Genomic DNA, 12,022 nt, shown 5'->3' with positions numbered 1-12,022 from the left:
GGCGACATGGCCGGCTCTCCCTACGTGCCCGACGCGAAGAAATACCGCCCCGAGGACTTCGAGCGCGTCGCCGGAGAACCGGCCGACCCGGATCCGTCGACGTGGGGCATGCAGCCCGACGGCACGTTCCTCCCTCCGGCGCACACCCCGTCGGTTCCGCGTGACGTCTTCATCGACTGGCCCGGCCAGCTCGACTACCGCGACCCGGAGACCTATGCGCTGAACGCCACCGCCGAGGCCTTCTATCCGATCGTCGTCAACACCAGCCACTCCTGGCAGTCGATCTACGACTGGGACGGCCGCCGCTACATGCTGCACTACGGCGGCGGCAACCGGTGGAACGTCTACGACATCACCGATCCCCGCGCGCTCACGATCGTCGACGAGGAGACCCTGCCCTGGAGCGGACCGCTCTTCGGCGCCGTCACGATCCAGTGGAACGAGCAGCTCGGCAAGCACATCGCGATCCAGGCCAGCGAGACCCCGCGGTACTTCCTCAACGGACGCGTGGCCAACAAGTGGACCGACGACACGGTCGAGGGCCAGCTCCTCGAGTGGGAGGGCCTCCGCGGCTTCCGCGTCTTCGAGGTGAACGGGCCCACGCCGCGCGACTGGACCCTGCTGACGACGGTCTCGACCGACCCGAACCACACTCCGGACGAGATCCAGGAGGGCAACGGCGTCCTCGACCTGCCGGTCTACTACGGCGACAAGTACCTCTTCGTGGCGACCGCGCCCGACAACAGCTTCACCAACCAGCCCTACAAGACCACGCTCTGGACCGCGGGCCACGCCGCCTACGACGTGTCCGACCCGGCGAAGCCCGAGCTGCTCTCGACCTGGTGGGTGCCCGGCTCTCGTGCCGGGGAGGAGACGGACTCCCCGTACCTCGCCGCGAACGACCGCTGGAACAACAAGACCTCCTGGTTCGGCTCACGGATGGGCATCTTCCTGCCCCGGTCCGTCGAGTCCGGCTGGAAGTACGGCTACGCCGCCCAGGGCGGTCAGGGCTTCTTCGTGCTCGACGTGTCCGACCCGACCGACATCCACCACGTCGGATGGTGCGACCTGCCCGTGAGCGTCGCCGGCACCGAGGGTGACAACGTCGACACCACCCAGGTCGAGGAGACCGGGTACGTCTACGTCTCCGGCTATCCGATGAACACCGACTGCTACGAGCCGGCCAAGGAGATCTACCAGGTCGACGTGAGCGACCCCGCGAACCCCCGGGTCGTCCGCACACTGCCCCGCCCGGTGCCGCCGGCCGAAGCCGCGTTCACCGACTGGGCGCAGCGCCGCGGATCGTTCGGCCCCAAGCGCTCGGGCTACTTCACCAACACCGGAACCCCGCACGGCGGAGTCATCCCCTACGCGTTCTATGCCGCGGGGCTGCAGATCTTCGACGTGCGCGATCCGGAGGACCCGAAGGTCGGCGCGTACTTCGTGCCCCCGATGGGCCTCAAGGACGACGACGACCTCGCCGCACCTGTGCACGGCATCTTCGTCGAGTGGGATCGCAACATCGTCTGGCTCTTCGCGAACCACGGGATCTACGCCGTCTCGACGCCGCTGCTGGGCGAGCCGGTCACCGGCATCCCGGGCTGATGAACCAGACCGTCCGGCCGTGGCCGGCCCTGTGGGCCCTGTGCATCGGGTTCTTCATGATCCTCGTCGACACGACGATCGTCGCGATCGCCAACCCGGTGATCCTGGCGGCCTTCGATGCCGATCTCACGACGGTCATCTGGGTCACCAGCGCCTACCTGCTCGCCTACGCCGTCCCGCTGCTGATCACCGGGCGGCTGGGCGACCGGTTCGGCCCGAAGCGCGTGTATCTCGTCGGCCTCGTGGTGTTCACGCTCGCCTCGCTCGCGTGCGGTCTCGCCGGGAGCATCGGGATGCTGATCGCAGCACGCGCCGTGCAGGGATTCGGCGCCGCCCTGATGACGCCGCAGACCATGGCGATCATCGCCCGTGTCTTCCCGCCCCGCGGCCGGGGCCAGGCGATGGGCGCGTGGGGTGCAGTGGGAGGGCTCGCGACGCTCGTCGGACCGATCCTCGGCGGGGTGCTCACCGACACGGTGGGCTGGGAGTGGATCTTCTTCGTGAACGTGCCGGTCGGGATCATCGCCTTCGTCGTCGCCTGGCGGCTGGTGCCGAACCTCGACGGGCACCCGCACCGGTTCGACTGGCTCGGTGTCGCCCTGTCCGGAATCGGTCTGTTCCTGCTCGTCTTCGGCATCCAGGAGGGCGAGGTCTACGACTGGGGAGTGATCCTGGGGCCGATCACGGTGTGGGGTCTGATCGTCGCGGGAGTGGCCCTGCTGGTGCTCTTCGTCGTCTGGCAGCGGCTCAATCGCGCCGAGCCGCTCATGCCGCTCAGCCTGTTCCGCGACCGGAACTTCTCCGTCGCGAACGCGACGATCTTCCTGGTCGGCGTCGGCATCACCGCGATGCCCGTGCCGCTCGCCTTCTACTTCCAGGTCGCCCGCGGGCTCGACCCGACGCTCGCCGCGCTCATGCTCGCGCCGATGGCGGTCGTATCGGGTGTGCTCGGCCCGTTCGTCGGACGACTGAGCGATCGGATCGGTCCGCGGTGGGTGACGTTCGGGGCCTTCGTCGTCTCCGCCGTCGCGATGCTCTGGTACTCGGCGTCGATGACGCTCGACGCGCCGTTCTGGCTCCTGCTGCTTCCCTCCGCGCTGCTGGGCGTCGGGGTGTCGGGGATGTTCGGTCCGCTCGCCTCGACCGCCACGCGCAACCTGGCGCACACCCAGGCGGGCGCGGGATCCGGGGTCTATTCCACGACCCGGCAGATGGGGTCTGTGATCGGATCGGCCGTGCTGGCCGTTCTGATGAACCTGACGCTCGCCGCACAGATCCGCGGCTTCGTTCCCGGAACCATCCACCCGGGTGCCGAGTTGTCGGCGGACGACGGGGCGGGGCTCGCGACGGCGATGTCGCAGTCGCTGCTGCTGCCCGCGATCGCCTTCGCGGTGTGCGCGGTCGTGGTCGTGTTCTTCACGAAGCCGCGGCCCTGGGGTGCGCCGGCGGCGCCGACCGTATCCGAGCCGGCGGTCGCCGTCGGGGGAGAGGGACGATGATGGTGTCATCCATAATGGATCCAAAATCCAAAACCGTGAAGGTGGAGAGGACCTCGATGGCCGCGACATCCGGAGGCGGACGACTGGTCGTCGACGCCCTCAAGAAGGACTACGAACTCGACGGCGAGGCGGTCCCGGTCGTCAAGGAGGTCACGTTCACGATCGAGCCGGGAACGTTCTACTCCCTCCTCGGCCCCTCGGGCTGCGGCAAGACCACCACCCTGCGCTGCGTCGCCGGGCTCGAGAAGAGCGACGGCGGGATCATCTCCCTCGACGGGCGGATGCTGTCGACCGGAACCGAGCACGCCTCACCCGACAAGCGCGACATCGGCATGGTGTTCCAGAACTACGCGATCTGGCCGCACATGACCGTCTTCGCCAACGCGGTCTTCCCGCTGCAGGTCGGGCGTGCCCGGCTCTCCAAAGCGGACGCTCGGAAGCGTGCGATGGAGGCGCTCGAGCTCGTGCAGCTCGACCACCTCGCGCAGCGCCCGGCTACCGCGCTCTCCGGCGGACAGCAGCAGCGTCTCGCCCTCGCCCGCGCACTGGCGCACCGCCCTCGACTGCTGCTCCTCGACGAGCCGCTGTCGAACCTCGACGCGAAGCTGCGCGACACGATGCGCAACGAACTGCGCAGTCTGCAGCGGACCCTCGGGATCAGCGCCCTCTACGTCACGCACGACCAGTCCGAGGCGCTGTCGATGTCTGATCGGGTCGCGGTGATGAATCAGGGCCGCATCGTGCAGGAGGCGACGCCCCGCGAGCTCTACGACCAGCCGGCCGACCGCTTCGTCGCCGACTTCGTCGGCCGGGTGAACATGGTGCCCGCGGTCGTCATCGAACGCGACGGCACGGGCGACGCGGTCGTCGAGGCGCTCGGCACCCGGCTCCAGACGCCGGTGCCCGACGGGGTCGCGGCGGGTGACGAGGTCACGATGACCTTCCGGCCCGAGACCGTGCGCTGGCACGAGACCGCGGTCGATCGCCCGAACGTGCTCCCGGTGCGCATCGTGCGCGTCGAGTTCCTCGGCGAGATCGTCGAGTACGAGGCCGAGGTGCTCGCCGCAGGCGAACCCGTCGGCACGATCGTGGGCCGCGGCGCACCGCTGGCCACGCCTCCCGAGGGCGGCAGGGTCTTCCTCGAACTGGCTCCGCGCGCCTGCCGCGTGCTGGCCGCATGACGCACTCCGCACCACCCCCTGCATCACATCCGAGAAGTCACACACCCGAGAATCACACCTGATGTCAGAGAGGACATCCAGATCATGATCAAGAGAAAACTGGGAGCAACCGCCGCCGTCGCGGTCTTCGCACTCGCCCTGAGCGGATGCGGCGCACAGAGCGGGCCCGCGGACAGCGGCGAGACGCTGAAGGGCGACGCCGCCTCGGCCACCTGCGATGCCGTGGACGTCGGCGCGGTCACCCGCTGCGAGAACTTCTACGACGACTACTGGCCCGAGATCGACAAGCAGCTCGACGCCCTCTACGAGGAGGCGAAGAAGGCCGACGGCGGCACGCTGGTCATCTGGGACTGGTACGAGCTGTCGCCCGACGTGATCGCCCAGTTCAATGAGCGGTTCCCCGACATCAAGGTCGAGACGAGGGGCCTGACGTACAACCTGTCCTCGGCGATCATCTCCGCCAAGGCCACCGGATCGCGCAACACCGACGTGGTGTCGGGATCGATCACCTCGATGGCGGCCATGTACGACGAGGGCTTCTGGGAGAAGGTCGACTGGGAGAGCTTCGGCGTTCCGAAGGAGTACCTGACGATCGGCGCTCCCGAGCTGATGCCCGACAGCATCAACGGCACCCTCCTGCAGTACAACAGCGAGAAGGTGCCGTCGGTGCCCGCGTCGCTCGACGGACTGCTCGCCCCCGAGTACAAGGGCAAGGTGTCGGTCGCCGGGTACAACGCGGTCGTGTTCGCGGGGTACGGCATGGCCGAGGGCGAGGACAAGATGCTCGACCTCATCGACGAGCTCACGTCATCGGGCAACCTGAAGCTGCTCGAGGACCAGGGTGCTCCGCTGTCGAGCGGCGACGTGCCGATCGCGCTGAACCAGACGCTGTTCAACCCGAACCCGGCGCTGCAGGTCTCGCCGTTCGAGCACGCCGGGGTCTGGGCGCAGTTCTCGGGCGTGAACTCCGACGCCAAGAACAAGCCCGGCGCCGCGCTGTGGACGCTGTGGAACGCGTTCGACCCGGACTGGATCTCACTGCGCATGACCGATGAGCGGTTCGCCAGCACGCAGGTGCCCTTCGCGGGTCTTCCCGCCGCGACCTTCGCCGAGGCCACCGGCCTGATGAAGACCAACTCCGATGCTCTGCTGCTCGGGCTCGACACGGGTGCCGAGACCGAGACGCAGAAGACCCGTGACGACTGGCAGGCGATGATCAACGCGGCCGACAAGGCGCTGAACGGATAATCATGTTCCAGGCTCGACGGACCGCGGGGCGCACGCGTCCCACCTCGATGACGATCGCGATGATCGTCGCCGGTGCGGTGATCTTCATCCTCCTCGCGGTGCCGCTGATCGTTCAGGTGATCACGGCGTTCCGCGGTCCGTTCCTGCCGTTCGGCGTCTCCTCCGCCCAGTGGGGGGTCGAGAACTTCGTCACCCTCTGGCAGCTGCGCGACGACTTCTGGGGCGTGCTCGGCGCCACCGGGGCGTTCGTCGGCGGCTCCACCGTGCTCAGCCTGCTGATGGCGTTCGGCCTCGCCTGGGTCACGGTGCGCACCGATGCTCCGCTGCGGCGCATCATCTCGGTGCTCGTGATCGTGCCGTACATCATCCCGCCGATCGTCAAGGCGCAGGCCTACCTGCTGATGCTCTCGCCCGAGTCGGGCGTGCTCAACCAGCTGCTGCGCCTGCTGCCGTTCGCATCGGACGTGCCGATCGACCCGTACGCCTTCCCGACGATGATCGCCATCCAGGCGCTGACCAACGTCACGTTCCCGTACCTGATGATCGTCCCGATCCTCACCAACATGGACGGCTCGCTCGAGGAGTCGGCGCGTGTCTCGGGGGCCTCCTGGCCGCAGACCCTGCGGCGGGTCACCCTGCCGATGCTCTGGCCGGGCCTGCTCGGGGTGACCGTGCTGACCTTCATCCTGGGCCTCGGCAGTCTCGAGGTGCCGCTGCTGTTCGGCCAGGAGTCCGGGCGCAGCATCTTCGCCCTCAAGCTCTGGACTCTCATCAGCTCCAATGCGGGCGAGCTGCCGCAGTACGGCCTCGCGGCCGCGTGGGGCCTGGTGTTCCTCGTGATCACGACCATCGCGTTCGCGATCTATCTGCGGGCGACGCGCAACGCCGAACGAAGAGCGTCGGTGTCGGGCAAGGGGTTCCGGCCGTCGACCATGCGGATGGGGCCGTGGAAGATCCCGGTCATGCTGCTCGTCGCCGTGTTCGCCCTGCTCACCGGCATCCTGCCCCTGCTCGCCCTGCTGTGGGCGGCGATCACCCCGTACCCGGTGGCGTTCTCTCTCGAGGCGCTGCTCGGCAGCACCGACTGGGGTGCCTTCGCGATCGTGCTCGCCGACCCGGAGTTCTGGGTCTCGCTCGGACGCACCGTGCTCATCGCGGGCGGCAGCGCCACGATCGCGGTCGTCGTCGCCACGGTGTTCGCCTACGGCATCGCCCGCAGCAGGAAGACCGGCTGGGTGCGCGCCCTCGACCTCTTCGCGTCATCGTCGGTGGCGATCCCCGCGACGATCGCCGGCTTCGCGACCTTCCTCACCTTCATGGTGCTGAACCCCTACATCCCGATCGCCGGCACGCTGCTGGCCCTCGTCATCGCGTACTCGTACCGGGTGTCGATCGCGTACCGCTCCTCGTACAGCGCGACGCTGCAGATCCGGCCCGAGCTCGAGGAGGCGGCGCTGACCAGCGGCGCGAGCCGGTTCGCCGGCTTCCGGCGCATCATCGCCCCGCTGCTGATGCCGACCGTGATGGCCGTGTGGATCCAGATGTTCATCCTCGGCACGAACGAGTTCACGCTCCCGGCGTTCCTCGCGACCCCGTCGTCCCGACCCCTGTCGATGTACATCTACGCCATGATCAACCCGCGGTCGGCGCAGCTCTATGCGCCGGATCAGGGCGCGGCCATGGCCCTGATCTTCACGCTGATGGTGTTCGCGATCGGCTACGGCCTGCAGTGGGCGCTGTCTCGTCGGGCGATCGGGCGGGCGCGCAAGCCCGTCGCGGCGGGGCTTCCGACGCTGGCGTCGACGACGGATGCCGCTGCCGAGGAATCCGCGACGACCACGCTCGCGGTGCAGCGGCGCCGGGCGCGCGCGAAGAACTGAGGCCTGTCGACGAGCTCAGGGACCCGTGACGGGCGGTGTCCCCCTTCGCTCTTGACTTTTGGATCCAGTATCCATTCAATGGAGATAGCAACGCGGTGAGGAGGCCGACATGCACATCGGATACGCTGCGATGCTCGAGCAGATGCAGCCGGCCGACGTCATCGCGAACTGCATCGCAGCCGAGGCGCACGGGTTCCGCGGCATCATGGCCACCGACCACTTCCAGCCCTGGCTGCCCCGCCACCGGGCATCGGCGCACGTCTGGACCATGCTCGGCGCGATCGGCGCCCACACCCGGGGCGACCTCGGCCCGGGTGTGACCACTCCGGGGTTCCGCACCCACCCGGCCGTCGTCGCGCAGGCGGCCGCGACCCTCGCGACGCTCTACCCCGGTCGCGGCTGGCTCGGTGTCGGATCCGGCGACGCTCTCAACGAGCACATCACCGGCGGCTACTGGCCCGAACCCGCCGAGCGCATCGACCGCATGTTCGAGGCGGTCGACATCATCCGCAAGCTCTTCACCGCGTCGCTCGCCGGCCGCGACACCCGCCATCGCGGCGAGCACTACCGCATGGAGTCCACCCGGCTGTGGACGATGCCGGATGCCGCGCCGCCGGTGTACGTCGCGACGGCGGGACCGGTGACAGCTCGGCGCGCAGGTCGTCACGCGGACGGGCTGATCACCGTCGGCGCCGAGGTCGAGCGTCTGGCGCCACTCCTCGCCCGCTTCGCTGACGGAGCGCGCGAGAGCGGTCGCGACGCCGACACCCTGCCCAAGGTCCTGCAGCTGCAACTCTCCTGGGCCGCGACCGAGGAGCAGGCGCTGTCGAACGCGCTCACCGAATGGCCGATCGCCGGGCTCCGGATGCGACGCGGCGATGTGCGCTCGCCCTACGACTTCGAGCAGCTCGTGCGCGGCGTGACCGCCGACGACATGCGCGCCTCGATGCTCATCTCCGCCGACCCCGACGTGCACCGCGCAGCGATCCAGCGCTACGCCGACCTCGGCTTCACGCGCATCTACCTGCACAACGTGGGCCCGAACCAGCAGGAGTGGCTCGAGGTCTTCGGCCGCGACGTGCTGCCGAAGGTGCGCGCATGAACGGCCCGGCGATCAGCGTCTTCGCCCTCACCGGCATCGGCGAGGTGCGACCGGGCGATGACCTCGTGCGGCTGATCCTCGACACCGGTGTCGAGCTCGCGCACGGCGACATCCTCGTCGTCACCTCGAAGATCGTCTCCAAGGCGGAGGGGCGCTACGTGCAGGCCGCCGACCGCGAGGAGGCCATCACCGCCGAGACCGTGCGCCTCGTCGCCTCCCGCACGTTCGACGGCCACACGATGCGCATCGTCGAGAACCGCCTCGGCATGGTCGCCGCGGCCGCCGGGGTCGACGCGAGCAACACCCCCGACGGCTGGGTGCTGCTGCTGCCTGTGGACCCGGATGCCTCGGCCCGTGCGCTCGCCGCGGGACTGCGTGCCGAGACCGGCGCCGAGGTCGGCGTGATCCTCAGCGACACCCTGGGTCGCCCCTGGCGCGAAGGGCAGACCGACGTCGCGATCGGCGGCGGCGGGGTGCACATGATCAGCGACCTGCGCGGCACCACCGACCAGGCGGGGAAGACCCTCAGCGTCACGACCCCCTGCGTCGCCGACGAGCTGGCCGCGGCATCCGACCTCGTCAAGGGCAAGGCGAGCGGCAATCCCGTCGCCGTCGTCCGGGGACGCGGCGACCTCGTCGGCCCGCTCACCCTCCCCGGGGCGTCGAGCATCGTGCGGCCGTCGGAGCGAGATCTCTTCTGGCTCGGCACCGCCGAAGCCCTCGACCAGGGCTACCGCGACGGCTACGCCGCGGCCTCCCGGGAACACGTCTCAGAACACGAAAAGAAGGATGCGACATGACACTGACCCTCGGATATAAGGCCAGCGCGGAGCAGTTCGACCCGCGTGAGCTCGTCGAGATCTCCGTGGCGGCGGAGGCGCACGGCATGCAGTCCGTGTTCGCCAGCGACCACTTCCAGCCGTGGCGGCACACCGGCGGCCACGCGCCGTTCTCACTCACCTGGATGGCGGCGGTCGGCGAGCGCACGACCGACATCCGCATCGGCACCTCGGTGCTCACCCCGACGTTCCGGTACAACCCGGCCGTGCTCGCGCAGGCGTTCGCGAGCCTCGGGTGTCTGTACCAGGACCGGATCATCCTCGGCGTCGGCTCGGGCGAGGCGCTGAACGAGATCGCCACGGGCTTCCGCGGGGCCGGCGACCAGGACTGGCCCGAGTTCAAGGAGCGCTACGCGCGGCTGCGCGAGTCGGTGCGCCTCATGCGGGCGCTGTGGTCGGGCGACCGCGTGAACTTCGAGGGCGAGTACTACTCGACGCACGACGCCTCGATCTACGACCGCCCGGAAGGCGGCATCCCGATCTACATCGCCGCCGGCGGACCCATGGTCGCGCGCTACGCGGGCCGCGCGGGCGACGGCTTCATCTGCACCTCCGGCAAGGGCCAGGAGCTCTACGTCGACCAGCTCCTGCCGGCGGTCAAGGAGGGGCTCGAGCAGTCGGAGCGCTCGTTCGACACGTACGACCGCATGATCGAGATCAAGCTGTCCTATGAGGAGACCCGCGAGGCGGCGCTGGAGAACACCCGGTTCTGGTCTCCGCTGTCGCTCTCCAAGGAGCAGAAGCACGACATCACCGACCCGGTCGAGATGGAGAAGGCCGCCGACGCCCTGCCGCTCGAGACGATCGCGAAGCGCTGGATCGTGGGCAACGATCCGGATGCCGTGGCCGCCGACATCCAGCAGTACATCGACTGGGGCTTCAACCACCTCGTCTTCCACGCGCCCGGTCACGACCAGCGGCGATTCCTGCAGCTGTTCGAGCGCGACATCGCCCCGCGCCTGCGCGGCTGAGGAGTGTCGACATGATCCGCAGCCTCGGTACCGCGCCGCATTCGTCGGGAGCGCCCGTCCGCGACTGGGCGGTCGTGATCCCGGTGAAACGGGCCGAGTTCGGCAAGACGCGGCTGCGGGTCTCCGGCGTCGAGCGTGAGGAGCTGGCGCGCGCGATCGCCCTCGACACGGTCGATGCGGCGGTGTCGTGCCATCGGGTCGGCCAGGTCATCGTCGTGACGAGCGATGAGGTGACCGCGGCGGCGCTCCGCCCGCTCCCGCGTGTGCGCATCGTGCCGGATCGCGGCGACGGACTGAGCGCGGCGATCGAACTCGGGATCGCCTCGGCTCGGGTCGATCGGCCGCGGGCCGTGCTGCTGGGTGACCTGCCGGCGCTCCGACCCGACGAGCTGTCCCGGGCGCTCGCCTTCGCGTCGTCGCATCCGCGGGCGTTCGTGCCGGATGCCGAAGGCACGGGCACCGTGCTGGCGACGGCCCGCGCGGGGGTGGAGCTGCGCACCCGCTTCGGGTCCGACTCTGCTGCGGCGCATCGTGCGGCCGGATTCGTCGAGGTCGGGTTCCCGGTGCTGAGCGGCCTGCGTCGCGACCTCGACGTCGCCGCGCACCTTCCCGTGGCGCGGCGGTCGGGCCTCGGACCCCGCACGGCCGCCCTCGTCGATCGACCGCAGGTGCTGGCCTCATGAACGCGGGCACGCACGCTCCGCGGATCGTCGTGCTCGCGGGCGGTGTCGGGGGCTCGAAGTTCGTCCTCGGCGTGCGCGAGGCCGCGCGGAGACGGTGGCCGGATGCCGACGGCGGCACGCGCGCCGAGATCACGGTGATCGCGAACACCGGGGACGACCTGTGGCTCAGCGGTCTGCGGCTGCAGCCCGACGTCGACTCGATGATCTACGCGCTCGCCGGAGTGAACGATGCCGAGCGGGGCTGGGGCCGGGCCGGGGAGTCGGAGCGCGTGGCCGCCGAGTTGCACGCGTGGGGATCCGGGTGGCCGTGGTTCACCCTGGGCGACCTCGACCTGGGCGCGCACGTCGCCCGGACCGGCTGGCTGCACGACGGTCTCTCCGTAACCCAGGTGGTGGCCCGGCTCGCGTCACGGTGGCCTCTCGGCATCCGACTGCTGCCGATGACGGATGCCGAGGTCGACACGCACGTCGAGACCGAGCAGGGACGCATGCACTTCCAGGAGTGGTGGACCCGGCACCGGGCCTCCCTTCCGGCGCGCGGTTTCGACTCGCCGGGCATCGCACAGGCGGCGCCCGCACCCGGCGTGCTCGAGTCGCTGGCCGCCGCCGACGTCATCATCTTCGCTCCGTCGAACCCCGTCGTGTCGCTCGGTCCGATCCTCGCGGTCCCCGGCATCGACGACGCGGTGCGTGCGGCGGGCGGGGTCGTGGTCGGGGTCTCGCCGATCATCGCGGGTGCACCCGTCCGCGGCATGGCGGATGCCTGCCTCGCAGCGGTGGGCATCGAGGCCACGGCCGCCGCGGTCGGGCGTCACTACGGCGCGCGTGACCACGGCGGTCTGCTCGACGCGTGGTTGATCGCCGAGGAGGATGCCGCGCTCGCGCCGGAGATCGAGGCGGCAGGTGTGCGCGCCGAGGTGCGCCCGCTGTGGATGCGCGACCTCGAGACCTCGGCCGCACTGGCGGATGCTGCGCTCGACGCGGCATCCTGAGCGCGCCTCCGGAGGGGATCAC

General features: G+C 69.7%; 10 protein-coding genes. All 10 read left to right on the top strand.

Features of this window, described 5'->3' with window-relative positions; translation table 11 throughout:
• Positions 1-6 precede the first annotated feature (6 nt).
• The 10 genes from LC452_RS06055 (at position 7) to cofD (ending at position 12,000) form a co-directional block, all read left to right on the top strand.
• Entirely contained in the window at positions 7-1,605 is a 1,599-nt protein-coding gene (locus LC452_RS06055; RefSeq protein WP_223623234.1) for an LVIVD repeat-containing protein, read from the top strand.
• Entirely contained in the window at positions 1,605-3,104 is a 1,500-nt protein-coding gene (locus LC452_RS06050) for a DHA2 family efflux MFS transporter permease subunit (RefSeq protein WP_223623232.1), read from the top strand. The genes LC452_RS06055 and LC452_RS06050 overlap by 1 nt, the downstream gene beginning before the upstream one ends.
• 56 nt (positions 3,105-3,160) lie before the next feature.
• On the top strand, positions 3,161-4,285 hold the full coding sequence (locus LC452_RS06045) for an ABC transporter ATP-binding protein (RefSeq protein WP_223623230.1): 1,125 nt from the start codon (positions 3,161-3,163) through the stop codon (positions 4,283-4,285).
• An 84-nt stretch (positions 4,286-4,369) separates the two neighbouring features.
• Entirely contained in the window at positions 4,370-5,533 is a 1,164-nt protein-coding gene (locus LC452_RS06040; RefSeq protein ID WP_223623228.1) for an ABC transporter substrate-binding protein, read from the top strand.
• Between the two features lie 2 nt (positions 5,534-5,535).
• The gene (locus tag LC452_RS06035) at positions 5,536-7,413 is read left to right on the top strand and encodes an iron ABC transporter permease (RefSeq protein WP_223623226.1); all 1,878 of its coding nucleotides are present in this window, start codon (positions 5,536-5,538) and stop codon (positions 7,411-7,413) included.
• 109 nt (positions 7,414-7,522) lie between these two features.
• The gene (locus tag LC452_RS06030) at positions 7,523-8,515 is read left to right on the top strand and encodes a TIGR03557 family F420-dependent LLM class oxidoreductase (protein ID WP_223623224.1); all 993 of its coding nucleotides are present in this window, start codon (positions 7,523-7,525) and stop codon (positions 8,513-8,515) included.
• The gene (gene cofE, locus LC452_RS06025) at positions 8,512-9,315 is read left to right on the top strand and encodes a coenzyme F420-0:L-glutamate ligase (RefSeq protein ID WP_223623223.1); all 804 of its coding nucleotides are present in this window, start codon (positions 8,512-8,514) and stop codon (positions 9,313-9,315) included. The genes LC452_RS06030 and cofE overlap by 4 nt, the downstream gene beginning before the upstream one ends.
• Positions 9,312-10,325 (top strand): glucose-6-phosphate dehydrogenase (coenzyme-F420), encoded by a 1,014-nt coding sequence (gene fgd / locus LC452_RS06020; protein WP_223623221.1) that lies wholly within the window; start codon positions 9,312-9,314, stop codon positions 10,323-10,325. Before cofE ends, fgd begins: the two co-directional genes overlap by 4 nt.
• Positions 10,326-10,336: 11 nt before the next feature.
• Complete coding sequence (gene cofC / locus LC452_RS06015; protein WP_223623219.1) at positions 10,337-11,008, top strand: 2-phospho-L-lactate guanylyltransferase; 672 nt, start codon at positions 10,337-10,339, stop codon at positions 11,006-11,008.
• Complete coding sequence (cofD, locus tag LC452_RS06010; RefSeq protein WP_223623217.1) at positions 11,005-12,000, top strand: 2-phospho-L-lactate transferase; 996 nt, start codon at positions 11,005-11,007, stop codon at positions 11,998-12,000. The genes cofC and cofD overlap by 4 nt, the downstream gene beginning before the upstream one ends.
• The last annotated feature ends 22 nt before the right edge of the window (positions 12,001-12,022 follow it).

Origin of the sequence: Microbacterium sp. EST19A (genome assembly GCF_019969685.1) — a bacterium.
In the GTDB taxonomy this organism is placed as follows: domain Bacteria; phylum Actinomycetota; class Actinomycetes; order Actinomycetales; family Microbacteriaceae; genus Microbacterium.
The sequence above is the reverse complement of the archived record's forward strand: the minus strand, read 5'-3'. Positions and strand labels throughout refer to the sequence as shown.